Source organism: Streptomyces sp. NPDC057280, assembly GCF_042668605.1.
Lineage (GTDB): Bacteria > Actinomycetota > Actinomycetes > Streptomycetales > Streptomycetaceae > Streptomyces.
This window is the reverse complement of the sequence record NZ_JBHUYR010000006.1, coordinates 423,523-450,219: the sequence shown is the minus strand read 5'-3', so window position 1 is coordinate 450,219 and position 26,697 is coordinate 423,523. Positions and strand designations below refer to the sequence as shown.

Annotated in this window: 23 protein-coding genes and 1 pseudogene; 10 read left to right on the top strand and 14 right to left on the bottom strand. The window is 72.4% G+C overall.

All coding sequences use genetic code 11. From position 1 onward, the window contains the following. The first annotated feature begins 106 nt into the window (after positions 1-106). The 3 genes from ACFUO4_RS32095 to ACFUO4_RS32085 all read left to right on the top strand — a co-directional run bounded on the left by ACFUO4_RS32095 (position 107) and on the right by ACFUO4_RS32085 (position 7,159). Entirely contained in the window at positions 107-5,299 is a 5,193-nt protein-coding gene (locus ACFUO4_RS32095; protein ID WP_383491460.1) for a family 43 glycosylhydrolase, read from the top strand. Positions 5,300-5,376: 77 nt separating this feature from the next. After that, the gene (locus ACFUO4_RS32090) at positions 5,377-6,063 is read left to right on the top strand and encodes a haloacid dehalogenase type II (protein WP_383491458.1); all 687 of its coding nucleotides are present in this window, start codon (positions 5,377-5,379) and stop codon (positions 6,061-6,063) included. Between the two features lie 37 nt (positions 6,064-6,100). Beyond that, positions 6,101-7,159 (top strand): P1 family peptidase, encoded by a 1,059-nt coding sequence (locus ACFUO4_RS32085; RefSeq protein ID WP_383491456.1) that lies wholly within the window; start codon positions 6,101-6,103, stop codon positions 7,157-7,159. A 6-nt stretch (positions 7,160-7,165) separates the two neighbouring features. Here the strand turns inward: ACFUO4_RS32085 and ACFUO4_RS32080 are convergent, their stop codons facing one another. Then, positions 7,166-7,735, bottom strand: coding sequence for a hypothetical protein (locus ACFUO4_RS32080; protein ID WP_383491455.1), 570 nt, complete (start codon positions 7,733-7,735; stop codon positions 7,166-7,168). Between the two features lie 117 nt (positions 7,736-7,852). Further along, positions 7,853-8,533 (bottom strand): hypothetical protein, encoded by a 681-nt coding sequence (locus ACFUO4_RS32075; protein ID WP_383491453.1) that lies wholly within the window; start codon positions 8,531-8,533, stop codon positions 7,853-7,855. Positions 8,534-8,570: 37 nt separating this feature from the next. On the opposite strand from ACFUO4_RS32075, the gene ACFUO4_RS32070 reads away from it, so the two are divergent. Together ACFUO4_RS32070 and ACFUO4_RS32065 are read left to right on the top strand one after the other, a co-directional pair. Continuing rightward, positions 8,571-9,089, top strand: coding sequence for a CGNR zinc finger domain-containing protein (locus ACFUO4_RS32070; RefSeq protein WP_383491451.1), 519 nt, complete (start codon positions 8,571-8,573; stop codon positions 9,087-9,089). An 80-nt stretch (positions 9,090-9,169) separates the two neighbouring features. Then, on the top strand, positions 9,170-10,465 hold the full coding sequence (locus ACFUO4_RS32065) for a hypothetical protein (protein WP_383491449.1): 1,296 nt from the start codon (positions 9,170-9,172) through the stop codon (positions 10,463-10,465). A 62-nt stretch (positions 10,466-10,527) separates the two neighbouring features. On the opposite strand, the pseudogene ACFUO4_RS32060 reads toward ACFUO4_RS32065, so the two are convergent. The 11 genes and pseudogenes from ACFUO4_RS32060 to ACFUO4_RS32010 all read right to left on the bottom strand — a co-directional run. Next, positions 10,528-10,654, bottom strand: a pseudogene (locus ACFUO4_RS32060) (VOC family protein); the annotation flags it as partial. A gap of 3 nt (positions 10,655-10,657) precedes the next feature. Beyond that, on the bottom strand, positions 10,658-12,205 hold the full coding sequence (locus ACFUO4_RS32055; protein WP_383491447.1) for an ABC transporter ATP-binding protein: 1,548 nt from the start codon (positions 12,203-12,205) through the stop codon (positions 10,658-10,660). Positions 12,206-12,252: 47 nt separating this feature from the next. Next, on the bottom strand, positions 12,253-13,095 hold the full coding sequence (locus ACFUO4_RS32050) for an ABC transporter permease (RefSeq protein WP_383491445.1): 843 nt from the start codon (positions 13,093-13,095) through the stop codon (positions 12,253-12,255). After that, the gene (locus ACFUO4_RS32045; protein ID WP_383491443.1) at positions 13,092-14,045 is read right to left on the bottom strand and encodes an ABC transporter permease; all 954 of its coding nucleotides are present in this window, start codon (positions 14,043-14,045) and stop codon (positions 13,092-13,094) included. Before ACFUO4_RS32045 ends, ACFUO4_RS32050 begins: the two co-directional genes overlap by 4 nt. Continuing rightward, entirely contained in the window at positions 14,042-15,601 is a 1,560-nt protein-coding gene (locus ACFUO4_RS32040; RefSeq protein ID WP_383491441.1) for an ABC transporter substrate-binding protein, read from the bottom strand. Before ACFUO4_RS32040 ends, ACFUO4_RS32045 begins: the two co-directional genes overlap by 4 nt. Before the next feature lie 22 nt (positions 15,602-15,623). Next, positions 15,624-16,412 carry a class I SAM-dependent DNA methyltransferase gene (locus ACFUO4_RS32035; RefSeq protein ID WP_383491439.1) on the bottom strand — a complete coding sequence of 263 codons (789 nt, stop codon included), beginning with the start codon at positions 16,410-16,412 and terminating at the stop codon, positions 15,624-15,626. Positions 16,413-16,424: 12 nt separating this feature from the next. Then, entirely contained in the window at positions 16,425-17,669 is a 1,245-nt protein-coding gene (locus ACFUO4_RS32030; protein WP_383491437.1) for an MFS transporter, read from the bottom strand. Further along, positions 17,653-18,702: a dipeptide epimerase gene (locus ACFUO4_RS32025; protein WP_383491435.1), complete on the bottom strand. Its 1,050-nt coding sequence runs from the start codon at positions 18,700-18,702 to the stop codon at positions 17,653-17,655. The genes ACFUO4_RS32030 and ACFUO4_RS32025 overlap by 17 nt, the downstream gene beginning before the upstream one ends. Next, positions 18,699-19,775 (bottom strand): PLP-dependent cysteine synthase family protein, encoded by a 1,077-nt coding sequence (locus ACFUO4_RS32020; RefSeq protein WP_383491433.1) that lies wholly within the window; start codon positions 19,773-19,775, stop codon positions 18,699-18,701. Before ACFUO4_RS32020 ends, ACFUO4_RS32025 begins: the two co-directional genes overlap by 4 nt. Continuing rightward, positions 19,772-20,605 carry a hypothetical protein gene (locus ACFUO4_RS32015; RefSeq protein ID WP_383491431.1) on the bottom strand — a complete coding sequence of 278 codons (834 nt, stop codon included), beginning with the start codon at positions 20,603-20,605 and terminating at the stop codon, positions 19,772-19,774. The genes ACFUO4_RS32020 and ACFUO4_RS32015 overlap by 4 nt, the downstream gene beginning before the upstream one ends. Beyond that, positions 20,602-21,858: an ATP-grasp domain-containing protein gene (locus tag ACFUO4_RS32010; RefSeq protein ID WP_383491429.1), complete on the bottom strand. Its 1,257-nt coding sequence runs from the start codon at positions 21,856-21,858 to the stop codon at positions 20,602-20,604. The genes ACFUO4_RS32015 and ACFUO4_RS32010 overlap by 4 nt, the downstream gene beginning before the upstream one ends. Positions 21,859-22,027: 169 nt before the next feature. Between ACFUO4_RS32010 and ACFUO4_RS32005 the strand changes: the two genes are divergently transcribed. The 4 genes from ACFUO4_RS32005 to ACFUO4_RS31990 all read left to right on the top strand — a co-directional run bounded on the left by ACFUO4_RS32005 (position 22,028) and on the right by ACFUO4_RS31990 (position 24,952). Further along, positions 22,028-22,363 carry a hypothetical protein gene (locus ACFUO4_RS32005; RefSeq protein WP_383491427.1) on the top strand — a complete coding sequence of 112 codons (336 nt, stop codon included), beginning with the start codon at positions 22,028-22,030 and terminating at the stop codon, positions 22,361-22,363. Between the two features lie 167 nt (positions 22,364-22,530). Beyond that, a complete protein-coding gene (locus tag ACFUO4_RS32000; protein ID WP_383491425.1) occupies positions 22,531-23,376 on the top strand; it encodes an SDR family NAD(P)-dependent oxidoreductase in 846 nt (281 codons plus the stop codon). Positions 23,377-23,544: 168 nt separating this feature from the next. Then, the gene (locus ACFUO4_RS31995) at positions 23,545-23,985 is read left to right on the top strand and encodes a pyridoxamine 5'-phosphate oxidase family protein (RefSeq protein ID WP_383491423.1); all 441 of its coding nucleotides are present in this window, start codon (positions 23,545-23,547) and stop codon (positions 23,983-23,985) included. 133 nt (positions 23,986-24,118) lie between these two features. Then, positions 24,119-24,952 (top strand): universal stress protein, encoded by an 834-nt coding sequence (locus ACFUO4_RS31990; RefSeq protein ID WP_383491421.1) that lies wholly within the window; start codon positions 24,119-24,121, stop codon positions 24,950-24,952. Positions 24,953-25,015: 63 nt separating this feature from the next. Here the strand turns inward: ACFUO4_RS31990 and ACFUO4_RS31985 are convergent, their stop codons facing one another. Beyond that, on the bottom strand, positions 25,016-25,384 hold the full coding sequence (locus ACFUO4_RS31985) for a hypothetical protein (RefSeq protein ID WP_383491419.1): 369 nt from the start codon (positions 25,382-25,384) through the stop codon (positions 25,016-25,018). 179 nt (positions 25,385-25,563) lie between these two features. Between ACFUO4_RS31985 and gap the strand changes: the two genes are divergently transcribed. After that, positions 25,564-26,592: a type I glyceraldehyde-3-phosphate dehydrogenase gene (gap, locus tag ACFUO4_RS31980; protein WP_383491417.1), complete on the top strand. Its 1,029-nt coding sequence runs from the start codon at positions 25,564-25,566 to the stop codon at positions 26,590-26,592. Positions 26,593-26,697: the final 105 nt, after the last annotated feature.

Genomic DNA, 26,697 nt, shown 5'->3' with positions numbered 1-26,697 from the left:
CACAGCCGCAACGTCAGGGCGCCCTTGGCCGAGGCGCCCGTTCCCGGCTGACTCCTGCTTGCCCTCCCCTCCCCCCGTCAGCCATGCCTCAGCAGGGAAACCCCACATGACGCACCTCGCACGTCCGCGCCCCCGCGCGAGACGCTGGGCGGGCCGCCTCGCGGGCCTGACCGCCGTGTCGCTGTTCCTCGGCCTCACCGCTTTGGTGACCTCCGCGACCGCCGCCGACACCGCGGACATCACCGACGGACTCGCCCTCTGGTACAAGCTCGACGCCGCCTCCGGCAGCACCGTCGCCGACGCCTCCGGCAACGGCCGCGACGGCACGGTCAACGGCACCGCCGACTGGTCGTCCTCCGGCCAGGGTCTCGCCTTCAACGGCTCCGACACCTACGTCAAGGTGCCGAACGACGTCATGAAGGGCATGAGTGCGATCACCGTCTCGACGGACGTGCTGATCGATGCGACGCAGTCCACGCCGTACTTCATCTACGGCTTCGGCAACTCCAGCGGCAGCAGCGGCAACGGCTACCTCTTCACCACCGGCAACTCGTTGCGCACCTCGATCGCGACCGGCAACTGGTCGACGGAGCAGACCACCAAGCCGTCGGACGCGCACAACCTGACCCGCGCGGTGTGGAAGCACCTCACCTACACCCAGACCGGCTCGACGGGCGTGCTGTACGAGGACGGGGTCGAGGTCGGCCGCAACACCGCGGTCACCATCACCCCCGGTGCCATCGGCTCCGGCACCACCACCGCCAACTACATAGGCAAGTCCGTCTACTCGGGCGACAAGCTCTTCAAGGGCCGCATGCGCGACTTCCGGGTGTACGACCGTGCCCTGGACGCCTCCGAGGTCGAGCGGCTCTCGCTCCCCGTGGCCACCCAGGGCGTCGCCGACGACAAGGCGGCCCTCGACCTCGGCGACACCACCGCCGTCACCGCCGACCTGGACCTGCCCAGGACCGGCACGGCGGGCGGCTCCACCATCACCTGGGCCAGCGACAACACCGCCGCCGTCTCGGACACCGGCAAGGTGACCCGCCCCGCCGCGGGCGAACCGAACGCCCACGCCACCCTCACCGCGACCCTGAAGAAGGGCACGGTGACGGACACCAGGACCTTCGACGTCACGGTCCTGCCCGCCTTCGACGACAAGACCGCCACCGAGCAGGCCGCGCAGGCCCTCACCGTCCACAACCTCGACGACGTACGCGGCAACCTCACCCTCCCCGCTGACGGCGACTTCGGCACCAAGGTCGCCTGGTCCTCGTCCCGTTCGGACGTCATCACCGACGACGGCGTCGTCCACCGCCCCGCGCACGGCGACGGCACCACCACCGTCGAACTGACCGCCACCGTCACCAAGGGCGACGCGAGCACGACCCGCACCTTCACCGCGAAGGTTCCCGAACTCCCGCAGCAGGAAGCCCTCAAGGGCTACATGTTCAGCTACTTCACCGGCGAGGGCACCTCGGACGGCGAACAGCTCTACGCCGCCCTCAGCAAGGGCAACGACCCCTTGAAGTGGCGGGAGTTGAACGACGGCAAGCCGGTCCTGACCTCCACGCTCGGCGAGAAGGGCCTGCGCGACCCGTTCATCATCCGCTCCCCGGAGGGCGACAAGTTCTACCAGATCGCCACCGACCTGCGGATCTACGGCAACGGCGACTGGGATGCCGCCCAGCGCAGCGGCAGCAAGTCCATCATGGTGTGGGAGTCCACCGACCTCGTCCACTGGACGAACCAGCGCCTGGTGAAGGTCTCCCCGGACAGCGCCGGCAACACCTGGGCGCCGGAGGCCTTCTACGACGCCGAGCGCGGCGAGTACGTGGTCTTCTGGGCGTCGAAGCTGTACGACAACGCGGCGCACTCGGGCGACACGTACAACCGCATGATGTACGCGACCACCCGCGACTTCTACACCTTCAGCGAGCCCAAGGTCTGGATCGACCGCGGCTACTCGGTCATCGACTCCACGATGATCCGGCATGACGGCACCTACTACCGCCTGTCGAAGGACGAGCGGAACAACACCTCCTCCACCCCCAACAGCAAGTTCATCTTCGAGGAGAAGAGCGACTCGATCCTCGGTTCGTGGACCCCTGTGGCCGAGGGCATCGGCAAGGGCGCGATGAGCGCCGCCGAGGGGCCGCTGGTGTTCAAGTCGAACACCGAGGAGAAGTGGTACGCCTTCCTCGACGAGTTCGGCGGCCGCGGCTACCTCCCCTTCGAGACGACCGACCTCGACGCCGGTGTCTGGACCCCGGTCGCCGACTACGACCTGCCGTCCAGGCCACGCCACGGCACGGTCCTGCCGGTCACCCAGGCCGAGTACGACCGGCTGCTGCGCGCCTACCAGCCCGACCAGGTGGTGGCGAGCGTCGAGGACGTGCAGGTGAAGACACGGACCGGTGAGGCCCCAGTCCTGCCGGCCACTGTGATCGCCACCTACGCCGACGGTGCCAAGCGCCCCGTCGCCGTCGACTGGGAGGACGTCCCGGCGTCCGAGTACGCCCAGCCCGGCACCTTCACGGTCACCGGCAGCCTCCCCGACGGCGCCGCGCTGCCGGTCCGGGCGGAGGTCACGGTCTCGGCGGAGGGCCCGGACGTCCCGGCCGACCTGCTTCTGGAGTACGACTTCGACGAGACCGGCGGCAACATCGCCCGCGACGCCAGCGGCCACGGCTACCACGGCACCTACGCCCGGACTCCCGCCTTCGGCACCGGAGTCCACGGCGGCTCGTTCAAGATGTCCGGCGACGCCGACACGTCCCCGTACGTGAGGATCCCCAACGGCGTGCTGAAGAACGCCGACAGCGTGACCGTGTCGACGTACGCCAAATGGCAGGGCGGCGCGAGCTTCCAGTGGCTGTTCGGGCTCGGCCCCGACAGCAACAAGTACCTGTTCGCCACCCCGTCCAACGGCGGCTCCAGCCTCTACTCGGCCATCACCAAGGCGAGTTGGTCCGCCGAGTCCAAGCTGACGGCCGGCTCGCAGCTCACCCCCGGCGAGTGGCGGCACGTCACCGTCACCCTCGACGGCACGACCGGCACGATGGTCCTCTACGTCGACGGCGTCGAGGCAGCCCGCACCACCACCGGCATCAAGCCGTCCGAACTGTACGACGCGAACAAGGACTACACCGGCTACATCGGCCGCTCCCTGTACGCGGCCGACCCCTACTTCGGCGGCGAGGTCGACGACTTCCGCATCTACGACCGTGCGCTGACGGCCGCGGAGGTCATGGAGCTCAGCGGCAACACCGCGGGCATCGCCAAGGCGACGCAGTCCGATCTGAAGGTCGACGCGATCATCGACAACGCCGACGGCAGGATCACGCTGCCGCTGAAGGAGGGCGCCGATCTCACCTCGCTGGCACCGGAGTTCACCCTCGCCCACGGCGCGGCGATCAGCCCCGCCTCCGGCAGCGTCCAGGACTTCAGCAAGCCGGTGACGTACGAAGTGACGGGCTCCGACGGCAAGAAGCGCACCTGGACGGTCTCCGCGCTCATCATGAAGAGCCCGGTCCTGCCCGGCCTCAACGCCGACCCGAACATCGTCCGCTTCGGCGACACCTTCTACCTCTACCCGACCACCGACGGCTTCGAGGGCTGGAGCGGCACGCAGTTCAAGGCGTACTCCTCCACCGACCTGGTCCACTGGAAGGACCACGGTGTCATCCTCGACCTCGGCCCCGACGTCTCCTGGGCGGACAGCCGCGCCTGGGCGCCGACCATCGCCGAGAAGGACGGCAAGTACTACTTCTACTTCTGCGCCGACGCCAACATCGGTGTCGCGGTCTCCGACTCGCCGACCGGCCCGTTCAAGGACGCACTCGGCCGGCCTCTGCTGAAGGCGGGCCAGTTCAGCGGCCAGATGATCGACCCGGCCGTGTTCACGGACGACGACGGCACGTCGTACCTCTACTGGGGCAACGGCCACGCCTATGTCGCGCCACTGAACGCCGACATGGTCTCCATCGACACCGCGAAGATGAAGGACATCACCCCCGGCGGCTACAACGAGGGCTCCTTCGTCGTCAAGCGCAAGGGCACCTACTACTTCATGTGGTCGGAGAACGACACCCGGGACGAGAACTACCGGGTCGCCTACGCCACCGGGACCTCGCCCACCGGCCCGTGGACCAAGCGCGGAGTGATCCTGGAGAAGGACCTCTCGCTCGGCATCAAGGGGCCGGGCCACCACTCCGTCGTCCACGTCCCGGGCACCGACGACTGGTACATCGCCTACCACCGGTTCGCCATCCCCGGCGGTGACGGCACCCATCGCGAAACCACCGTGGACAAGCTGGAGTTCGACGCGGACGGCCTGATCAAGAAGGTCGTGCCGACGCTCACCAGCATCGACCCGGTCACGATCGTGCACGCCGGTCCGGGCGTCGAGGGGAGCGAAGGCGACGCGCTCACGCTAAACGGCACTCTCTCGGGCGCGGGCACCCCGAAGTGGACCGTCGAGGCAGGCGCACCCTGCACCTTCGCCGACCCGGCGGCGGCGCACACCACCGTCACCTGCACCGACAACGGCACCTACACCGTCACCCTGACCGGCGGCCGCAGCAGCGACACGGCCACCGTGAAGGTCGCCAACGCGGCACCGGCCATCACCGCCGCCACCGGACCGAAGACGGCGGTGCCGGCGGGCAGGACGGCCGTCGTCACGGCCGCCTTCACCGACCCCGGCTCCTCCGACACCCACAGCTGCGAGGTCGACTGGAAGGACGGCACCGCACCGCAGGCCGGCAAGGTCACCGCGACCGGCTGCCGGGCCGAGCACACCTACACCCGGGCCGGCATCCGCCGCCCGGCCATCACCGTCACCGACGACGACGGCGCCTCGGACAGCAGGACCCTCCCCGAGCTGATCGTCTACGACCGCTCGGCGGGACCCGTATTCGGCACCGGTGTCTACACGTCCCCGGCAGGCGCCTACCCGGCCCGCCCGGACCTGACCGGCAAGGCCGCCTTCTCCCTCGTGGCCCTGTACGAGAAGGGAGCCACGGTCCCCACGGGATGGGCGTCGCTCGACTTCGGCCCGGCCAAGCTGAAGTTCCGCTCGACCGGTTCCGACTGGCTCGTGGTCACCGGCGAGCAGGCGGTCTACCAGGGGTCCGGCACGGTCAACGGCGCCAGCGGCTACGGATTCCGGGTCACGGCCACCGCGGACACGTTCCGGATCAAGATCTGGAAGAAGGCGGGCGGCGAGGTCGTTTACGACAACGCCACCAGCCCGAAGCTGGCCGGCATCATCACCATCGGCACCGCCCGACGGTGAGCCGGACACCGGGCGGCACGGGCACTCACCGGTGCCCACGCCGCCCGTCACCGTGATCCCTCCGGGAGGCCTCGCCCATGGCAGAGCCGGCGATCGACGCCGTCGTGTTCGACGTGCTCGGCACCCTCGTCGACGAACCGGCGGGACTCCGCGCCGGCATCCGCGCGCTCGACGCCTCGCTCGACGAGACCAGGGTCGAGGAACTCCTGTCCCTGTGGCAGCGGCACGTCGAGCACGAGCAGAGCCGCGTCGTGGACGGCACGAGGCCCAGCGCCACCAGCGAGGTCATCGACCGGGAAGCGGCCCAGCTGGTCGCCGACGCCGCCGGGGCCGACGCCTCGGCCGCCGCCGCGCTCGCCGAGTCGGCCCGTCGGCTCCCGCCGTGGCCCGACACCGCGGCCGGTCTCGCCCGGCTCGCCGAGCGGTTCCCGCTGATCGGCCTGTCCAACGCGAGCCGTACGGCCTTGCTGGAACTCAGCGCCCACGCCGGACTGCGCTGGCATCAGGCCCTGTCCGCGGAGGAGGCCGGGACCTTCAAGCCGGACCCCGCGGTCTACCGGCTGGCCGTCACGGTCACCGGACGGCCGCCGGAGCGGCTGCTGATGGTCGCCGCCCACGCCTGGGACCTGCGCGGCGCCCAGCGCCTCGGCCTGCGCACCGCGTACGTCGCCCGCCCGGTCGGCGACCCGCCCGCCCCCGAGGACCGCTTCGACCTGTACGCCGACGGCCTGGCCGATCTGGCGGACCAGCTCGAGAAGGCGTAGGCGCACATCGCTGCGGTGAGTGCGTAGGGTGCCGATCATGAGCGCACCCGACCCTCACCCGTCCTCCTCAGGCTCCGCTCCCCGGGCCCGGGACATCGGCCTCGGCGTCGGTGACCTGCCCACGGGGCCGCACAACGCGCTCACCGATGTGCCGGGCGTCCGGGTCGGCCACACCACGCTGATCGACCCGCCGCGGGTGCACAGCGGCGTCACGGCGATCGTGCCGGACGGGATCGGCCCGCAACGCCCGCTGCCCGCAGGGGTGTTCGTGGGAAATGGCTACGGCAAGCTCCTGGGCGGCACCCAGCTGGCCGAACTCGGCGCCCTGGAGACGCCGGTGCTGCTCACCTCGACCCTCTCCGCGTTCCGGGTCGCCGACGCCCTGGTCGGCTGGCTGCTGGAACGGCCCGGCAACGAGGGCGTGCGCAGCCTGAACCCGGTGGTGGGGGAGTGCAACGACGGGCTGCTGTCCGACATCCGCTCACGCCCCGTGCGCGAGGAGCATGTCCGGTCCGCGCTGGCGAACGCGTCCGACGGGCCGGTGGCGGAAGGGTGCGTGGGGGCGGGCACGGGGACGACCGCGCTGGGGTTCAAGGCCGGTGTCGGCACCTCGTCCCGACGGCTCGTGCTGAGTGGCCGGGAGGTGACGGTGGGAGTGCTGGTGCAGGCCAACTTCGGTGGCACGCTCAGGATTGCGGGCCGTACGGTCACGCCCGTGGACGTCGGTCTGCCCGACCCGGACGTCGGTCCCGACCGCGGCTCCTGCATGGTCGTGGCCGCCACCGACGCGCCGCTCGACGCCCGCCAGCTGACCCGGGTGGCCCGTCGCGCCGTCTACGCGCTGGCCCGGGTCGGTGCCGGGTACGGCCACGGCAGCGGCGACTACGGCCTCGCCTTCGGAACCCGCCCGCTGGGCGAGCCCGCCGGTCCGGCCGTGCTGAGCGACGACCGGCTCGACCCGCTCTTCGTGGCCGTGCTCGACGCCGTGGAGGAGGCCGTCCTCAACTCCCTGCTGACGGCCACCACGACCACGGGGCCGCGCGGCCACACCCGCCATGGACTGCCGGCGGGACCTCTCCGCACGCTGCTGGAGTGAGTCCGCTCAGTGCGAGCGGGCCGCGGCGATGAAGGCGGCCATCTTCTCCCGGCTCTTGATCCCCGGCGCGGTCTCGACGCTGCTGGACACGTCCACCCCGTACGGGGCGAAGGCGTCGATCACGCCTGCCACGTTGTGCTCGTCGAGGCCTCCGGCGATCACGACCCGTCCGGGAACGTCCTTGACCCACTCGGGGATGTCCACGAAGACACCGCTGCCCGTGCTGGCGTCGTAGAAGAAGTACTGCAGGGCCTCCGGGTGCTCGGGCGGCGTGCCGGAGGCGAGGGCGAGATGGGGGATGTCGGCCATCTCGTAGACCTGGATCGTGTCGAAGTGCTCGGCGACCGCCTGCGTCTCCTCGAGGGCCAGCGCCACGGCGAAGGAGGGGATCCGCCCGCGGGCGTGGTCGGCGAGCGCCACGGCCCGCCCGGGCGGGCAGTACCGCTTGCTCTTCGGGGTCACCACGACCCCGATGGCGTCGTAGCCCAGCTCGATGGCCCAGTCGATCTGCTGCTCCTGGGTGAGCCCGCACACCTTCACGAACCCGCCGGACCCCGTCGGCCGCCGCCCGCTCATCCTGTCTCCTTCTCGCACACGTCACGAAGCTGTGCTCACCGTATGCGCAGGCGGCCCCGGGCTTCGCCGCACCCCGGCCCGCCATCCCGAGTCACCGTGACGGGCCAGGCGGATGGGTCAGTCGTCGGACAGGAGCCAGCCGATGTGCAGGTCCTCCGCGGCCGGGCGGAACGTGCGGATGAGTTCGGCGCGTTCGGGGTCGTCCTCGGGGAGGCTGCGGGCCAGGAGGGCCTGTGCGGCGACGGTCTGCGGCCGGGCACCGAGTGCGGCCCGCAGGTGCAGGGAGCGGCGCAGCATCGCGGTCCGCTCGGCGGGCTCCCGGCGCGGAGCGACGTGGCGGATGATGTACGACTCCAGGAACTCGTCGCCGGTCGCCGTGGCGATGTCGAGCGCCGCCTCGTAGTGCGGGTCGGCGGCTGCCGGGTCCTCGTCGATGTTGTCCAGCAGGACCGCCCAGTGGAACTCGGCCCAGCCGCGCATCTTCTCGTCGCCGCCCTCGACCGCCGCTCGGTAGCCGGCCTCGGCCACGGCGCGGTCGTCGGGCCGCGGGTCGCGACGGAACAGCAGTCGGCTGTAAGCCAGTCGCGCCGTGAGCAGATGGGCGGTCGGCGACGACGGATCGAGCGCCGCGACCGCCTTCTCGGCCTCCTCATGACCCTCGATCCGGAAGAACCAGCGCTCTACGGCGATCTCCGCGCGCAGCTCGGGTTCGGCATCCGGGCCGAGGACGGCGAGCGCGGCGTCCCATTCCCCGAGCAGATGCAGCCGACGGGCGATGTAGGTGTCATCAGATAGCATGGCGCCTACACTAGGAAGCGGCGATGTAGGTGGTCAAGTGCAATACGGTGACTACGTCGGGAACGTGACGCGGCTGGCCGTCGAGCTGGCCAACACGAGGACTCTCGACCAACACGGCGAACTGGTCGGCCGGTTCTTCGAGGAACACGAGATCACTCCGCCGCCGGACGGCGACTACGGCGAGCTGCCCGACCTCGTACGGGAGGCCCTGGCGCAGGCGGTCGACGGCACCGCGCCCGAGGCCGTGCACCGGCTGCTGCGTGACTACCCGCCGGAGATGCACCTGTCCGACCACGACGGACTCGGCGGCTGGCACGTCCACTTCAGCCGCAACGGCACTCCGGCCGAGCGCTGGGCCGGCCAGCTGATCGCCGCCCAGCTCGCCCTGGTCGTGGCCGGGGAGCCGGCGGTGACGCTCGGGCGGTGCGCGGCGGCAGGCTGCGACAACTACTTCGTGGACCAGTCACGGAACCGGACACGCCGCTTCTGCTCCAATGCCTGCGCGAGCCGTACGACGGTCGCGGCATACCGGGCCCGGACGGCGAAGAAGTCCTAGCGCGGCCCCACGGTCCGCGGACGCGACGGCACTGTCAGTGGCCGTCCGTAGGGTGGTGGCACATCCAGCGGGAGGTAGCGATGCGCAGGCCGGTCGAGGGCGAAGTGTTCGTGCACTACGGGCAGATCTACGTCGAGAGCGACCCGGAGAGCTTCGGCCCGGATCTCGCCGAGGCGTTCGCCGGACAGCGGGCGGGACTGTGCGGCGCCGCGATCGCGGGCGCCCTGTGGCTGACGACCGGGCTGCACACGGGGGACGTCGGTTTCACCGTCGAGATCCACGAGGAGCCGCCCGCCCTGGACCCGCAGTGGGAGGACGTGGTGGAGGTGTCCTTCCGGCCCGTCTCGTCGGACAGCCGACTGGTGCAGTGGGCGGGCGAAGCCGTCTGGGAGCTGGACCTGGAGGAGACCGACTACCGCGTGCGGTACTGCGCGAAGGGCATGGACCAGGCCAACAGGAAAGACACCCGGATGGACGACGAGCCGCAACTGGACTGCTATCTGCTGCAGTTCTGGCCGGCCCCGCCGGAAGGCGACCGCGTGCTCAAGCACACGTCGAAGATCGCCGACTACTGGCACAGCTACGCGGCCGAGCAACCGCCGCCGCCCACCCCCGAGGAGCGGGCCGAGGCCGAGCGCCGCGAGCGACTCGCACAGGAGCGGGCCGAGCGGGAGCACCAGCTCGCCTGGGAACGATGGGAGTGGGGCGGGCAACTGCCCAGCCAGGCCCTGCGGGAGGTCCCGGGCAACGTCCGTGGTCTGGTGCGCTTCGATCCGGCCCTGGTCCACGCGATCGACGCCGCGGGTCCTGAAGCCCAGCGTGCGGTCGCCCTGTTGGCGGCTCGGCGGGCCTGCGAGCAGTCCGGCCTCACCGCCCTCGACTGGGTCACCGACGGGCTGACCGCGCTCGCGGAGGGACGCCCCCTGCCGCCGCCCTTCGACGACTGGGGTCGCATGTGGCAGACCTTGGCCGACGACCCGCAGGCCCCGGACCGGACCGTGGGCGATGCCGTCCCGCCCGAGCGGCCCCCTTTCCAGCCGCCCGCGCCACGGCCGGGGGTGACGGCCTGGGAGGCACCGCAGGTGGTGGGGCCCGCGGCCGCCGCCGTGGAGTGGTCGAGCCCGCGGCGGGTGCCCGGGCGCCGGTCCGAGACCGCCGTCTTCACCATGGGAGTCACCCACGGTGCTCCGGACGCGTCCCGGCGGATGTCCCAGCCGCACATGGCGCTCCCCGCGGTGACCGGAGCCGCGGAGGCGGACCCGCTGCGGGCCGCACTCGACGCGGTGTACGCGGGCGTGGTCACGTACGGGGAGCACTACGAGACGCTGCTGAGAGAGGTCTGGTCCGTGCTGCCGCCGTTGGGCGATACGCCCTAGAAGTTGGGCGACACGCCCTGGAACTCGCCCTGCCGGGCCCGGAGGCAGCCGAGTCGGTCGCCGCTCCTGACAGGCGCGCTGCTGCGTCCGTCGCGCCGACCGCTGAGCTCCGCGTCCAGCGTCTGCTGTCTCCTGGGCCACGCGCATCGCCTCGGCATACACCGCCTCCTGCAACCGCCGCCACATCTCTTTCTAGACGGCCGATGACGCCTGGCCGGCCTGCCGGCGGGGTGTGCATTCCAGGAGTGACCGGGTGAACGGATGGCGGGGCGCGGTGAGGACCCGGCCCGCCGGTCCCTGTTCGACGAGTTCACCGGCGTCCAGGACGGCGATGCGGTGGGCGAGGGCGGCGGTGTCCAGGTCGTGGGTGATCAGGACGAGGGACAGGTCGTCGCCACGCTCGTGGAGCAGGGTGGTCAGGCGGTCGAGGATGCCGCGCCGGGTCACCGTGTCCAGGCCGGAGGTGATCTCGTCGCAGACGAGGACGCGCGGGCGGGCCAGCAGGGCGCGGGCGAGGGCGGCCCGCTGGAGTTCCCCGCCGGAGAGCCGCCCCGGGCGCCGGCCGGCGAGGTCCTCGTCCAGGCCCAGGCCGGCCAGCGTGGCCAGGGCTTCCCGCGTCGCGGCGGCGGGGGCGCTGCCGCGCAGCCGTACCGCGGTGCGCGCGACCTGGTGCAGCACCGGCCGGTGTTCGTCGAAGGCGGCGCGTGCGTCCTGGAAGACGTACTGGACGGACGCCAGTTGCGCGCGGCTGCGTCCGCGCAGGCTGCGCGGCAGCGGGACGCCGTCGAGGAGGACATCGCCGTCGCGGTCGCGGTGGAGTCCGGCCAGACAACGGGCCAGGGTGGTCTTGCCGCTCCCGGAACGGCCGACGACCGCCAGGCATTCGCCGCTGTGCAGCTCGAGCCGGGGTGTGCGCAGCACCTCGGTGGTCCCGCCGGTGGTGGTGTCGTGGTGGCGGGCGACCAGGTCCCGGATCTGGAGGGCAGGTCGCGGGGCTGAGCCCTCTCGTGCCGTGAACTGTGGCTGTTCGGCGAGGAGTTCGCGTGTCCATGGATGCCGGGGCGCCGACCACAGGCGCTGCGCCGGACCCGACTCCACGACCCGGCCCGCCCGCATGACGATCACCTCGTCGGCGAGCGCCCGTACGACGTCCAGATCGTGGCTCAGCAGGACGACGGCGATGCCCCGTGCCGCGACGGCCGCCAACCGCTCCACGACACGGCTCTTGGTCAAGGCGTCCTGACCCGTGGTGGGCTCGTCCGCGACGATGATCCGGGCACCCAGCAGCAGGGCCTGCGCGAGCACGACGCGCTGCTGCTGACCACCCGAGAGCTGGTGCGGGTAGCGACGCAAAAGGGCCTCGGCGTCCGGAAGTTGGGCCTCGCCGAGGGCACGCAGGATGCGTTCGCGGGCCGCCGTCCGGCGCCGCGTCCGCGGCAGGTGACCCACCTGTGCGCGGGCGATGTCGGTGAGGAGCGCGGAGATGCGGCGGGCGGGGTTGAGCACGGCCGCGGGATGCTGCGGGACGTAGCCCACGGGGTCGTCAGTGGCCCGGCGCACCTCGCCGGTGACGCGGGCGCCCGGCGGGAACTCCCCGAGCAGTGCCAGCCCGGTGGTGGTCTTGCCGCTGCCGGAGGCGCCGACGAGGGCGATGACCTTGCCGGGCACCACCCTGAGCGTCACTCCGTCGACGATCGCCTTGCCGTCGACCTCGATCCGCAGCCCACGCAGCTCGGCCAAGGGCTCTTCGGCGACGGTTTTCTCAGGCTGAGGCTCGTTGGCATGGTTCACCGGCGTGCCTCCCTTCCTGCCCGGCGGCGGGGCTCGGCAGCGTTTGGCCCCCGGTCGCCCCCGAGCGCCGCGTCGAAGAGGAGATTCGTGCCCGTCGTCAGCGCGACGATCAGCAGGGCGGGAACGACGACGGCCCAGGGCTGGACGAACAGGCCCGTACGGTTGCGGTCGACCATGACCGCCCAGTCGGCGGCGTCCGGAGCCACCCCGACCCCGAGGAACGCGGCCGTCGCGACCAGGTACAGCACGCCGGTCAGCCGTGTCCCGGCGTCCGCGGCCAGGGTGCGCAGGACTGACCGGCCGACGTAGCCCATGGCAATCCGCCACCACGTCTCGCCCTGCATGCGCAGCGCCTCGACCGCCGGGCGGGCGGCGACCTCCGCCGCGGCGGCCCGGACGATGCGGGCGGCATCGGGCACGTTGACCAGCGCGACCAGCAGCGCGAGCCCCACGGCCCCCGGCGCGAACACGGTCGCGGCCAGCAGGATCAGCAGCAGGGACGGCACCGCGAGCAGCACGTCCAGGGGCCGCATCAGCAGATCGTCCAGCCGGCGGCGACGCGTGAGCGCGGCGGCCAGGCCGACCGGGAGGGCGACGAGGTACGACAGCGCGGTGGCGGCCAGCGCGGTCAGCACGACCGGACGGCCTCCGTGCAGCACCTGATGCCACACGTCCCGGCCCACGAAGTCGGTGCCGAGCAAGTGACCGCCGCCCAGCGTGAACGACGGTGCCCGCGGCCCCGGTCGACCCGCGAACACCGGCCCCAGCAGGGTGACCAGCAGGGGTACGGCGATGACCGCGGCCCCGAACGCGAAGCGCCCCGTACGCGCCTTGCTCACGCGGCCACCCCCGCTCGGGGAGCCACCCGGTGGGCCACGAGGTCCGCGCCGAGATTGATGACGACGGTCAGGACGCCGAACACCACCGCGAGTCCCTGGACCACGGGCACGTCGCGTTCGGCGACGGCGTTGAGGAGCACGGTGCCGAGGCCGGGGATCACGTAGAGCGCCTCCACGACGATGACGCCGCACAGCAACCAGTCGACGGTGCGGGCGAGTTGCTGGACGGCGGGGGCGAGGGCGTTCGGCAGGGCGTGGGCGTAGCGGACGCGGGGGCCCGGGATTCCGTAGCGGCGGGCCTGCGCCACGTACGGTGAGGCCAGTGCGTCGATCATGCCGGCCCGCACCAGCCGGGACAGCGAGCACACCGGCCGCGCCAGCAGGACGAGCACCGGCAGCACGAGCGCGGCCGGGTGGCCGAGCAGGTCCGTGCCGTAGCCGACGGCGGTCGGCGGCAGCCAGGACAGTTGCAGTGCCAGGACGGTCACCAGCAGCACGCCGAGGGCGAATTCGGGCACCGCGTACACCGCGAGCGTCACCGAGCTGATCAACCGGTCGGCCAGGCGCCCCTCGTGGCGGGCGGCGAGCACGCCGAGGCCGAAGCCGAGGGGCACGAGCAGCGCCAGGACGAGCCCGGCCAGCAGGAGCGTGGGGCCGAAGCCGTCGGCGATGTACTGGCCGACCGGGCGGCCGGAGACCAGCGAGGTGCCGAGATCGCCGTGGAGCAGCCCCGCCGCCCAGTCGGCGAGCCGTTCATGGGCAGGCTCGTCGAGGTGCATGGTCTCGCGGATCGCCGCGATCCTGGCCGGGTCGGGCTGGTCGCCGGCCAGGGCCACGGCGGCGTCGCCCGGCAGCGCCTCGGTGAGCGCGAAGACCAGCAGCACCACGGCCACGGTCTGCGCGACACCCAGGAGCAGCCGCCGGGCGACGAAGGAACGCCGTCCGCTCACGCCAGCCAGACCTTGTCGAAGCGCGCCCAGTCGAGCGTGTTGGCGGGCGCCTTGGCCTCAACACCGCGCACGCTGCGCGCCGTTCCGAGGATCCAGTCGGCGAACCCCCAGATCAGGAACCCGCCCTCGGTGTACAGACGGCGCTGCATCCGGTCGTAGACGGCCGCTCGCGCGGACTCGTCGCGGGTGGACTGGGCCTGCTCGTAGAGCGCGTCGAAGTCCTTGTGCCGCCACTTGGTGGCGTTGGTGGTGGAGCCGGAGAGCAGCCGCTGGGAGATGTGGGCCTCGATGGGCATGGCGCCGGAGCGGTAGCAGCACAGGGTGCCGTTGTTCAGGATGTCGGCCCAGTAGGAGTCCTTGCTGCCCATCTTGACGTCGATCGTGACACCGGCTTCGGCGGCCTGGTCGCGGAAGATGCTCGCGGCCTCGGTGAATCCGGCGGCGACTGCCGAGGTGTCCAGGGTGACCTTGAGGTTCTCGGCGCCGGCCTGCTTGAGCAGGGCGCGGGCCTTGGCGAGGTCCTGCTCGCGCTGAGGGAGGGAGTCGTCATAGTAGGCGTATCCCTTGCCGAACAGGTCGTTGCCGACCACACCCGCCCCGGACAGCGCCCCGTCGACGAGTTCCTTGCGGTCGGCGATGAGGAAGAACGCCTGCCGCACGCGCGGGTCGTCGAAGGGCGGCCGGTCCGTCTTCATGCAGAACGCCTGCATGGCGCTGTTGCGCAGCCGCACGATCTCGATCTGCCCCTTGCCCTCGTGGGCGCGGGCGGTGGCCGGGTTGAGCTCGTGCGCGTACTCGACCTGCCCGCCGAGGAGCGCGTTGACGCGGGCCGACTCCTCGTTGGCGATCACGAACTCGAGCTCGTCCAGGTGCGGGGCGCCCTCCCAGTAGTCGTCGTAGCGGCGGAAGACGGCGGACCGGCCGGGGGCGAAGGAGACGAACCGGAAGGGGCCGGAGCCGACCGGGTTCTTGTCGAACTCGTTGGCCTTGTCGGGGACGATGTACGCCCCGAACGCGGCAAGTACGTTGGGGAATTCGGCCGTGGGCCGCTTGAGCACGAACTCGATCGACCGCTGCCCGGTGGCGCGGCTGGCGTCCAGGTCGATGGGTTCCAGGGACGCCTTGGCGCGGAACGCCTGGTCCGGGTCGGCGATACGGCGGTAGCTGTAGAGGACGTCCTCGGCGGTGACGGGCTTGCCGTCGTGGAAGGTGGCCTCGCGCAGGGTGACCTGCCAGCGGTCGAGGGCCTTGTTGGACTCCCACTGGGTGGCCAGGCGGGGCTGTGCGGACAAGTCGGCGCCGTAGTCGGCGAGTTTGTCGTACAGCGCCTTGGCGCGGGCGACGTCGGCGAAGAGGTTGGCCAGGTGCGGATCGAGGGTCTCGCTCGCGCCGCCGCCCGCGAAGGCGGCCCGCAGCCGTCCGCCGCGCTGCGGAGCACCGTCGCTCGCCGGGGCGCCGTCACTGGTGCCGCATCCGGTGGTGAGGGCGAGTGCGCCCAGGGAGGCGGCGGCGAGGAAGCCGCGGCGGCGCAGGGCGAAATGACGTTCGTCGTACATGGAGGGTCCTTGAAGTGGGAGATCAGGCGGGGGAACTGAGGCGTGCGACGACATGCAGCCGGTCCGCGTCGGCCGTGTCGCCGGGCAACTGTCGGTCCTGCCACGGGGGTTCGGTGCGCGGGCCGGGCCCGTCGTGGAGTTCGAGCACCTCGAAGCCGTGCGCGGCCAGCAGGTGCCGTAGCTCCTGGGGGAACAGCAGTCGCCACGCCGATTGCTGCTCGACCGGCTCGGAACCGTCGTCCGCGGTCCAGACGCGGGAGCGGCGCAGGAGTTGGGCCGTGCGGTCCACGGTGAGCGTGGTCGTGGAGCGGTGGACGGTGCCTTGCCAGGTAAAGGAGTTGGCGGTAGGGGTGTCCAGCAGGTCGGTGCGGCCGAGGAAGTACGCGCCGTTGCGCATCTCCGCGACCAGTAGGCCACCGGGCGACAGGGAGCGGCGGCAGGAGGTGAGGAACGCGTCGAGCTGGGCGTTGGTGTGGCAGTACAGCAGCGCGCTGTCCAGGCACACCACGGCGTCGAACCGGCCCAGGTCGAACCCGTGCAGGTCAGCCTGGACGTACACGGGCCCGGGATGGTGAGTGCGGGCGTGGGCGAGCATCGCCTCGGACAGGTCGGCGGCGGTGACCGTGCGCCCCACGCCGTGCAGGTACGCGGCGTCGCGGCCGGTGCCGCAGCCCATGTCGAGGACGCGCGGTCCGGCGCCGTGCCGACGCAGGCAGTCCTCCGTCCAGCGTCCGGCCAGCCGGGCGGGGTCGGGGAAACGGGCCTCGTACAGCTCGGGGTGGTCGGTGAGGAGGTTGCGCGGAACAGTCATCCGATGCCCCCCTCAGACCGTCGCCGGTACGGCGGTTCGCGACGGCGTGGGCAGCGAGCCCGCCCGGTGCAGCCAGGCCACCCCCAGCGCCGACGCCAGCCCGAACAGGGCGCAGCACGCCCACGGCAGCCAGTCGGCGCCGCCGCGCTCCCCGGCATCCATGGCCCAGCCGACGACGGTGTTGCCGACGGCGGCGGCGATGCCGGACACCACGTAGAAGATGCCGAAGTAGGTGCCGGTCAGCTCGCTGCGGCCGAAGCCGGGGATCAGCTCCATGACGAACGGCTGGGCGACCATGACCCCGAGGTAGAGCAGCAGGGCGCCGGCCAGGACGGGCAGGGCGCGCAGCACGGGGTGGCCGGAGGAGCCGACGACCAGGGCGGGCGGCAGGAACGCCACTGCCATCAGCCCCAGCCCCGTGGCGATCCAGCGCGCCCTGTTGCCCCGCTCCTTGAGGGCCCGGGTGATGCGCAGTTGCAGGGCCAGGTTGGTGAGGGTGCCGACCAGGAAGACGAGTCCGGCGGCACCGTCCCAGCCGGTGGCCTGCCGGGCGCCGTCGGGCAGCAGCAGGTACAGCTGGTTCTCCAGGGTGAACATGCCGACCATGGCGAGCGCGAAGGCGAGGAAGGCACGGTTGCCGAGCACCTCGCGCCAGTCGGCGAGCAATGTGCCCTCGCCGGGCTCGGCCTTGCGGGCGGGCAGTACCAGCGCCTGCGCGACGGTGAGGACCGCGAAGATGCCGGCCGCGGTGAGCGCTGACGTACGGAAGTCGACCAGCAGCAGCGCGCTGCCCAGCAGCGGACCGATCAGAGCGCCGGTCGTGGCGAACACGTTGAACAGTGCGAAGGCCTCCGCCTTGCGCTCGTCCGCCTCCTGCGCGATGTAGGTGCGCACGGCGGGATTGAACAGCGCCCCCGCCAACCCGCTCAGCACGGACGCGGCGAGCAGCACGGCCAGGTCGTCGCCGAGCGCGAACAGCGCGAACCCCGCGGTCCGCAGCGCGCACCCGGCGATGATCACGCCGCGCGCGCCGAGCCGGTCGGAGGCGGAGCCGCCGATGATGAACAGGCCCTGCTGGCTGAGGTTGCGCACCCCGAGGACGATCCCGACGACAGCCGCGGACATGCCCAGGTTGTCGGTGAGGTGAGTGGCGAGGTAGGGGATGAGCAGGTAGAAGCCGGTGTTGACGCCGAGCTGGTTGACCAGCAGGAGCTGGACGGCGAGCGGGAAGCCGCGCATCTCACGCCACGCCTTCATACGCCCGCACCTCCTCGACTCCCAGTCCGGGACGGGCGTTTGCGCGGACGACGCCGTCCTCGCCGCCGATGCCGGTCCACGGGTCGTGGGCGAGCAGCAGATGGCCGTCGAGGTCGGCCCAGCGGGCCCGGTCGGCCAGGTGCACGGCGGGCGCGAGCCCGAGGGAGCTGGCGGTGAGGCAGCCGAGCATCAACTCCGTGCCACTGCCGTCGATCGCGTCGGCGATCCGCAGGGCGGCACGCACCCCGCCGCACTTGGCGAGCTTGACGTTGACGCCCTGCACGCGCCCGGCCAAGCGGCGTACGTCCGCCAGGTCGACTGCGTCCTCGTCGGCGATGACCGGCAGCGGTGAGCGCTCGGCCAGCGCGCCCAGTGCCTCCGGGGTGCCCGGCGGGAGCGGCTGCTCGACGGCTTCGACGCCGATCTCGGCGAACCGGGGAAGCAGCGCCTCGGCCTGGGCCGGTGTCCACGCGCCGTTGGGGTCGAGGAGCAGCCGGGCCCGGGGAGCCGTGTCGCGGATGACGCGGACCCGCTCCACGTCGTCCTCCGGGTCGGCGGTCCCGGCCTTGACCTTGATGACCGTAAAGCCGCTCGCCGCGAGGCGGCGGGCCTGTGCGGCCGCGTCGGCCGGTGCGGTGATGCCGATGGTGCGGGCGGTGGCGGCGACCGGGGGCTCGGTGGTGCCGAGGAGCCGGTGGACGGGACGGCCGGCCCGCTTGCCGACGAGGTCGTAGAGGGCGGCCTCGACGGCTGCGGTGACGGCCGGGGGAGTGTCCGAGTCCGTCAACTCGCCTTCGTGCAAAGCTGTTTCGGGATCGGGGAAGCGGGACAGGGTCGCACCGGCAGCGGTGAGGAGTCGCACGAGAGTGCCGGTGTCGAGTCCGTAGTAGACGCTGGTGACGGCCTCGCCGTGACCGGTGACGCCGTCGTGTTCGACGGTCAGCCACACGGCGTCGCGCGCGGACAGGGTGGAGCGGGAGATGCGCAGCGGCTCGGCGAGGGCGAGGCGTACGGTGCGCAGGCTGGCCTTCACGGGGTCCTTTCCAGGAGCAGAGGATCGGCGACTCGGGTGCAGCGGACCCAGCCGGTGGCCTCGGCCGCACGGGGGTGCGGGATCTCGACGGGGCGGGTGGCGGCCTTGGCGAGGTCGAGGCCGTGGGCGGTGGCGAAGTCGTCGTCGTAGACGGTGCCGAGGTAGCGGTGCGGGCCGTCCGGGAAGACCGTGGCGACGACCGCGCCGGGATGGACGCGGGCCGCCCAGGCGGCGACGCGGGCGGCGGCGCCGGTGCTCCAGCCGCCGCTGACGAAGCTGCCCCGGGCGAGGCGCCGACAGCTGTCGACGGCCTCGGCGGGACCGACCCAGTGGACCTCGTCGAAGGCGTCGTAGGCGACGTTGCGCGGGTGGATGCTGCTGCCCAGGCCGCGCATCAGCCGGGGGCGGGCGGGCTGGCCGAAGATGGTGGAGCCGGTCGCGTCGACGCCGATCAGCCGCAGCGCGGGCCAGCGGCGCCGCAGCGGGCCGATGATGCCGGCGCTGTGGCCGCCGGTGCCGACGCTGCACACCAGGATGTCCAGATGGTCGAGCCGGTCGACGACTTCGGCGGCCAGCGAGGCGTAACCGGCCGTGTTGTCAGGGTTGTTGTACTGGTCCGGCCAGTACGCACCCGGCAGCACGGCCAGCAGGTCCCGCAGCCGGGCCAGGCGTGCGGCCTGCCAGCCGCCGCAGGCTGCCGGACGGTCCACGATCTCCAGTCGTACGCCGTGGGCGCGCAGCAACTGGCGCATGGACGGCTCCAGTTCACTGTCGCCGACCAGGACGACGGGGTGGCCGAGGGCCTGGCCCGCGAAGGCGAGCCCGATGCCGAGTGTCCCCGAGGTCGACTCCACCACCGGTGAGCCGGGCCGCAGTTCACCTCGCTGCCGGGCGCCCAGCAGCATCGACACGGCGGCCCGTGCCTTCATGCCGCCCGCCGCGAGCCCTTCGAGCTTGGCCCAGAAGCCGGGGTGCGGGCCGGGCAGTTCGGCGGTGACGCGGACCAGGGGAGTGCGGCCGAGGAGGGTGAGGAGTTCCGGGCGGGCGACGGGGAGGACGGCCGTGGTGGTCATCGCCCGCCCTCCGGAGCACCGGTGTAGCGGTGGACGACACCGGGACCGCCGTCGAGCCAGAAGAAGGGGTAGGGCTCGGCGCACACCGCGCTCACCCCGTGACCGAGGAAGCGGGGCAGTACCGCACTGCCGGTCTGCGCGAACGCGACCAGCTGCTTGCCGTACGTCCGCGCGTGCTCGCGCAGTGGATCGAAGGTGCCGTTGCCGAGCGTCATCCCCGACACCAGCAGCGCGTCGCAGCCGTCCGCCGCGGTGAGCGCGTCGGTGACGACGACCTCGTCCCACTCGGTCCGCCCGCCCTTGAGGTCGCACGGCACATAACGCAGACCAAGCGAACGCAGCCCCTCCAACAGGGAGTTGACGACCCCGACCACCAGCACGGTCGCGCCTGCGGGCAGATCCAGCAGCCCGACCACGGCCTGCGCCCGCACGCGGGACTTCTCCAACGACGTGCCGGTGGGCAACGCCTTGGGCCTTGCCCCGTGCTCCGGGCCGTGCGGGGTGACGTGCATCAGATAGGCGTCCAACGCGGCCACCCGCACCGGCAGCAGCGGATGGGCGAGCAGCGAGGCCACATCGGCGCCCACACACTCCTCCACGGCCCCGTCGGGCAGGGCGCCGGGTTCGACCGCGCAGGAGCCGACGGCCGCGCCCAGCCGCAGACTGAGCACCTCGTTGCGGTAGCCGGTGCCCCGGCCCTCGTGCCGTACCGCCTGCCGCGTCGTGAAGGCCACGGCGACGCGCTGCGCGGCCGGGTCCGGGCCCAGCTCACCGCCGCGGGCCCGCGTGAGGAGGTCGTCGAAGGTCAGGGTGCCGGTGGCGGTGGTCATCGGATCACCAGCCCGGAGCGCAGCTCACCGAGCAGCGCCTCGACCCGGTCGCGGGCGCCCAGGCCCGTGGCATCGCCCGCCATGACATGGCCCAGGTACTCGTTGTTGCTGCCCGCCGCCTTCACCGGCCGGCCGGGCTCGGCGAGTTGCAGCTCCAGAACCCCGGGGGCGTCACGGAATTCGACGCCGGACAGCGCCTCGAGGGTGCCCGAGGTCTCCGGCACCAGGAAGCCGATGGCCGCGCTGCGCAGCCCGGTGGCGCCACCGCGCAGATCGGGTGCGTGGCCGAGGGAGACGTCCACGAAGGCGGCGGCCAGGTCGATGCCGGTCACATGGCGGACCAGCTCGGTGATGCGGTTCCCGGCGGGCCGCGGGTTGACCTCGACGACACGGGGACCGGCGGAGGTCAGCTTGATCTCGGTGTGCGCCACGACCCCGTCGGTGAGGCCGAGGGCCTTGAGCGCGGCGAGCGCGGTGTGTTCGGCGGCCTCGGTGTCGGCGGCCGACAGGGCGGCCGGGAACATGTGCCCGGTCTCGATGAACGCGGGCGCCCCGCCGATGCTCTTGTCGGTCACGCCCACCACATGCACCGCCCCGGCGTACGACACGGTCTCGACGCTCACCTCGGGGCCGTCCAGCAGCTCCTCCAGTTGCACCGCCGGATCGCGCCGCTGGCCGCGGGCGTTGACCGGGAACTGGGCCAACGCACGCACGGCAGTCGCCAGTTGCTCTTCATCGTCCACGCGCCGCACATACATGCCCGCGCACAGGTCGACGGGTTTCACCACCAGCGGATAGCCGATCTCCCGCGCCGCGCGCGCCAGATCGGCCCACTCCTCGTGCACGGCGTAGCGGGGTCCGGGCACTCCCGCTTCGGCGAGGACCCGCCGGGTGGCGTCCTTGCGGCAGGCGTTCTCGACCGCCTCGGGGCCGGGGCCGGGCAGGCCCAGACGCCCGGCGATCCGTGCCACCGCCGGCAGGTAGTAGTCGCAGGAGGTGAGGACGCCGTCGAAGCGAAGCACCGCGTGCAGCCGCTCGATCTCGGGCAGCAGGGCGTCGGTGTCGTTGGTGTCGGCGGTGATGACGTTGCGCGCGCCGAGCAGCGGGTGGGCGGCGCCCTCGGGTGCCGAGCGGAGGTAGTGGTGCAGGTCGCGGGTGAGGAAGGTGAACTCGTGCCCGCCCTCCCGGATGGCCCTCGGCAGCAGTCTGCTCATCGACCCGACCCAGCTCTCGACCATCAGCAGATGAGCCACAACTCCCCTTTTCGTGCAGTGAGTTCAGGATTCAGGGCAGCCCGGAAAGGCCCTCGGGCGGGAGGGGCCGGGCATTGAGCCCAGACAAGCTATCGATAATCATTTTCATTTACCAGTCCCTTACCGGCCCGACCCCGGGCCCTGGCCACCCCTTGTCCGGAGAATCCCCTTGCCCCGTCGCGCGACCTTCCTCGCCACGCTCACGGCCGCCCTGCTGCCCGCGACCGCCGCTCAGGCCGCACCTCCACCCGCACAGGCCGCACTCCCACCCGCGCAGCCCCTCCGCTTCGGCGCCTGCTCCGACTCGGTGCCCCGGCCCGCGGCCCCCGACCGCGTCGCATGCGCCCGCATCGGCGTCCCGCTCGACTGGAACCACCCCGAGGGCCCCCGCATCACGGTGGCGATCTCCCGCGTCCCCGCCTCCGGCAACCCGGCCGAAGACCGCGGCGCCCTGCTGGTCAACCCGGGTGGCCCGGGCGGCTCCGGCCTGCCGGGGTTGGCGTAAGGGCAAGGCGGCGGCTCGGGCACCCCTGAGCCGCCGCCGCGAGCCCTGGCTCGGCGACCGGGTGCGGTGTCGGCGCGGTTGACCGTCGAGGCGTAGGCGAGGATTCTTCTGCGGGGCCGCGGTGCGGCGCCTCCGAACCTCCGTGAGCCAATCCCTCGGGAGCCGACGTGAGCGGAAGCAGGCAAGGCGGCACCCCTTCGGGCACCGGCCCGCACGCCGTCCTCGTGACGGGAGCGGCCAGCGGTATCGGCAGACACGCCGCGCTGACCCACGCCCGGCGCGGTCACCCGGTGGCCGCCGTCGACATCGACGCCGAGGGACTCGCCCGACTGCCCCGCCAGAAAGATCTGCACACCTTCGCCTGCGATGTCACGGACCCCGCCGCACTGGACCGGACCCTGCAGGACGTGGAGGCGGCGGTCGGCACACCGACGCGCGTCGTCCACAGCGCCGGAATCGCGCGCGTGGGCCGGCTCCTCGACCAACCCCTCGCCGACATCGAGCAGTTGGTGCGCGTCAACTACCTCGGCAGCGTCCAGGTGGCCCGCGCCGTCGTGCCCCGCATGGCCGCCGGGCAGGGCGGCGCCCTGATCCTCGTCGCGTCCATCGCCGGATGGGTGCCGATGACGTCGGTGGGGGCCTACTCCGCGTCCAAGGCCGCCGTCGTGGCCATGGCCGAGGTCCTCGCCCGGGAGTGCGCCGACAGCGGCGGCCGGGTGGTGTGCGTCTGCCCGCCGGCCGTGGAGACACCGATGCTCACGGAGATGCAGCGCAACCATCCCGACGTCGTCAGCGACGCCCCCGGCATCCACCCCGACGTCGTGCTGCGCTCCGCCGAGCGGGCTCTGGCCAGGCGGCGCGTCCTGGCGTTCCCGGGCCGCGGCACGACCACCCTGTGGCGGGCCCGGCGACTGGCACCGGTGCGCGTCACCCGCGTGCTGGAGGCGGTCCTGCTGAAGCAGCTGAGCAGGTCACGTCCCGCGCAGGCCCCGGTGCCCGACAAGCAGACCTAGGGGCAGCCCGCGGTGTCGGACGCGCCGTCGGGCCTTGCCGCGGACCGACAGGGCCGTTGTCCGGCACATCCGGGACTGACGGCCCTTCGCGCACGGCATCCGTTCGCCAACCATGGACGGACGACGTGCGGCGCACGCCTGCCGCTTCCGGCGAAAGACGGTCTGGCCATGTATCCCAACGACGGTTTCCGTGAACTCCCACGGCAGGAATGCCTGCGACTGCTGGCCGAGGTGCCCGTGGGCCGGATCGTCCACACGCGCCAGGCGCTGCCCGCGGTCCTGCCGGTCAACTTCACTCTGGACAGTGACGGCGCAGTGCTGCTGCGTACCGCGGCCGCGTCGGAGCTGGTGCGCGCCATCGACGGCACGATCGTGGCCTTCGAGGCCGACCAGGTCGACGCCGTCACGCACTCCGGCTGGAGCGTCGTCGTCACCGGCGCCGCCTCGGTCGTCACCGACCCGGCCGAGCACGAGCGTTTGATCCGCACCGGGCCGAGCTCCTGGGCGCCCTCGCCCGAGGAGGTCTTCGTCCGGATCGAGGCCGACCTGGTGACCGGCCGCGCACTCGTCGGCGGGCGCACGCTCTACGGCGTCCACCTCGCGGACTGACACCGGTCCCGCCGGTCGGTCCGTACGGCCCTGCGAAAGGGGCCGTCCGGCGCTCCACCGGGTGCGCGTGGCCCCTGCCGGAGGCATTGCGGGCGGACCAGCATCGGGAGCACAGAGCAGAGGAGGAGAGGACATGACTCCCCAGCAAGTAGTCGTGGGAACGGACGGATCACTGATCGCCGTACGGGCGCTGGACTGGGCCTCGGACGAGGCAGTGCGGCGCGGTGCCGAGCTGCGGATCGTCTATGCCGTGCCCGACCGCGACGAGGCCGGTCCCGTCCTCGACTCGGCCGTCGCACGCGTGCGGGAACGTCACCCGGACCTGACGGTCACCTCCCGGGCCGTCGCGGGCAGCCCCGTACGGGCGCTCGCACAGGAAAGCGAGGGCGCGGCCCTCACGGTCGTGGGCACCCGCGGCCACAACGGTGTCAGCGGCCTCATGGCCGGTTCCGTGAGCATGCGGCTGGCCGCACGGGTGCGGGGCCCGCTGCTCGTCGTGCGCGGTGACCACCCGTGCGACGGCGAACGGGAGGTGCTGCTGGGCCTGCACGACGACGCCGACGCCGAGGCCGCCGCCTACGCCTTCGACGAGGCGGAGCGGCGCGCCGTCCGGCTGCGCGTCCTGCACGCCCGCACTCACCGGCACATCACCCCCGAGCTGCCCTCGCCGATCCCCGCCACCAGCCCCGGGCAGCGGCGGCTGGACCGGGAGGACCGGGCGGAGGAGGCCGTACCGCGCTTCAGCCTGGCCCGGCTGGCGGAGCAGCACCCCGGCGTCGGCGTGGAGGCCCGCACCGTACGCACCGGACCGGCGCACGCCCTGCTGGCGGCCACGGGCGACTCGGCCGTCGTCGTCATCGGCGCCCACCGTCGCGCCAGCCGCCTCGGCCCCCAGCTCGGCCCGGTGGCCCACACCCTGCTGCACCGTTCGCACTGCCCGGTGGTGCTGGTGCCGACGGCCGGATGACCGCCTGGACGAAGTGAAGGGGGGTGAGGCCGGACCGGCCTCACCCCCCTTCACGCGCGTCGTTCAGCCGTCGGTCTCCGTGCCCGGCCCGCCGCGCCACGGCGGCGGCGTCGCCGCCTTGCGCGTCTCGTCGCCGCGATGGGCCACGCGGTCGGCGCGTCCGCGCAGCCGGTCCTGCAACCGGTCGGCCAGCTCGTGCGCGCTCGCCTCCTGCGCGTGTACGACCACGAGGGCGTCGCCCACCCGGATCTCGGCCGCCGCCGACCAGGGCTGCGCCACATGCTGTGCCGCCGCGTGGGCGATCCGCACCTCGCCGCTGACGGCCGGGAGCCCGGGCCGCTCGAAGGCCGCCGCGACCTTCGCCCGGACGTATCCGAGCGCCTCGGCGTCGACGTCGCCCGTCGCCCGCACCTGGATGCCGCTGAAAGCCATGTGCCCCATCTCCCTCTGATCCTCTGCCGACGCCTCCACCCTCCCGCCCCGCGGGCACCAGCTCCCAGGGCCGGGTGGCCCGGACCTCGTCCCCGTACGGCCCCTGCCGCGGCGGGCGCCCGGGCCGGAGGCTGGCAGTGCACCGCAACCACCGGACACCGATCGGGAGGACCACGGACATGAGCGTGCGCGTGGGCATCAACGGATTCGGCCGCATCGGCCGCAACTACCTGCGCCTCGTGCTGGAGCGCGCGGAGCAGGCGGCCGGTACGCCGGTGGAGGTCGTGGCGGTCAACGACATCACCTCGCCGGCGGCGCTGGCGCACCTGCTGGCGTACGACTCGACATACGGCCGGATCGGCCGCACCGTCGAACACGACGAGGACTCCCTCACGGTGGACGGGCAGCGGATCGCGGTGACCGCCGAGCGGGACCCGGCCGCGCTGGCCTGGGGCGACCTGGGCGTCGACATCGTCATCGAGTCCACCGGACGCTTCCGCACCCGGGAGGACGCCGGACTGCACCTGAAGTCGGGCGCCCGCAAGGTGCTGCTCTCCGTACCGGGCAAGGGCGTCGACGCCACCGTCGTCATGGGCGTCAACGAGGGGACGTACGACCCCGAGCGCGACCACGTCGTCTCCAACGCCTCCTGCACCACCAACTGCGTGGCCCCCATGGTGAAGGTGCTGGACGAGTCCTTCGGCATCGACAAGGGACTCATGACGACCATCCACGGCTACACCAACGACCAGGTCGTCCTCGACGGACCGCACAAGGACCTGCGTCGCGGCCGCAGCGCCGCCGTCAACATCATCCCGACCAGCACCGGGGCCGCCCGCGCCGTCGGCCTGGTGCTGCCGGAGCTGGCGGGCACCCTGGACGGCATCGCCGTGCGCGTGCCGGTGGAGGACGGCTCCCTGACCGACCTGGCCGTGGTGCTGGAGCGGCCGGTGACCGCGGACGAGGTCAACGCGGCGTTCCGGGAGGCAGCCGACGGGGCGCTGAAGGGCGTGCTGAGGGTCTCCGACGCGCCGATCGTGTCCCGCGACATCGTCGGCGATCCGGCCTCCTGCGTCCTGGACGCCCCGCTCACCCAGGCCCACGGTGAGCTGGTCAAGGTCTTCGGCTGGTACGACAACGAGTGGGGTTACACCAACCGCCTCCTGGACCTCACCGAGTACGTCGCCGCACGACTGCGGCGCGACTGACGGAGCTCCCCGGCCCACCTGCTCGGATCCTGTATCACTCCTCGCCCGGGACCATTACCGTGGCATTTGACCGCGATGGTCGGCCTGAACGTGCCGAGGAGACGT

Bases quoted from the DNA above. Each gene is read 5' to 3' on its own strand.
- ACFUO4_RS32095 (WP_383491460.1), top strand. From the start codon at position 107: ATGACGCACCTCGCACGTCCGCGCCCCCGCGCGAGACGCTGGGCGGGC.
- ACFUO4_RS32090 (WP_383491458.1), top strand. From the start codon at position 5,377: ATGGCAGAGCCGGCGATCGACGCCGTCGTGTTCGACGTGCTCGGCACC.
- ACFUO4_RS32085 (WP_383491456.1), top strand. From the start codon at position 6,101: ATGAGCGCACCCGACCCTCACCCGTCCTCCTCAGGCTCCGCTCCCCGG.
- ACFUO4_RS32080 (WP_383491455.1), bottom strand. From the start codon at position 7,735: ATGAGCGGGCGGCGGCCGACGGGGTCCGGCGGGTTCGTGAAGGTGTGC.
- ACFUO4_RS32075 (WP_383491453.1), bottom strand. From the start codon at position 8,533: ATGCTATCTGATGACACCTACATCGCCCGTCGGCTGCATCTGCTCGGG.
- ACFUO4_RS32065 (WP_383491449.1), top strand. From the start codon at position 9,170: ATGCGCAGGCCGGTCGAGGGCGAAGTGTTCGTGCACTACGGGCAGATC.
- ACFUO4_RS32040 (WP_383491441.1), bottom strand. From the start codon at position 15,601: ATGTACGACGAACGTCATTTCGCCCTGCGCCGCCGCGGCTTCCTCGCC.
- ACFUO4_RS32035 (WP_383491439.1), bottom strand. From the start codon at position 16,412: ATGACTGTTCCGCGCAACCTCCTCACCGACCACCCCGAGCTGTACGAG.
- ACFUO4_RS32030 (WP_383491437.1), bottom strand. From the start codon at position 17,669: ATGAAGGCGTGGCGTGAGATGCGCGGCTTCCCGCTCGCCGTCCAGCTC.
- ACFUO4_RS32020 (WP_383491433.1), bottom strand. From the start codon at position 19,775: ATGACCACCACGGCCGTCCTCCCCGTCGCCCGCCCGGAACTCCTCACC.
- ACFUO4_RS32015 (WP_383491431.1), bottom strand. From the start codon at position 20,605: ATGACCACCGCCACCGGCACCCTGACCTTCGACGACCTCCTCACGCGG.
- ACFUO4_RS31995 (WP_383491423.1), top strand. From the start codon at position 23,545: ATGTATCCCAACGACGGTTTCCGTGAACTCCCACGGCAGGAATGCCTG.
- ACFUO4_RS31990 (WP_383491421.1), top strand. From the start codon at position 24,119: ATGACTCCCCAGCAAGTAGTCGTGGGAACGGACGGATCACTGATCGCC.
- ACFUO4_RS31985 (WP_383491419.1), bottom strand. From the start codon at position 25,384: ATGGCTTTCAGCGGCATCCAGGTGCGGGCGACGGGCGACGTCGACGCC.
- gap (WP_383491417.1), top strand. From the start codon at position 25,564: ATGAGCGTGCGCGTGGGCATCAACGGATTCGGCCGCATCGGCCGCAAC.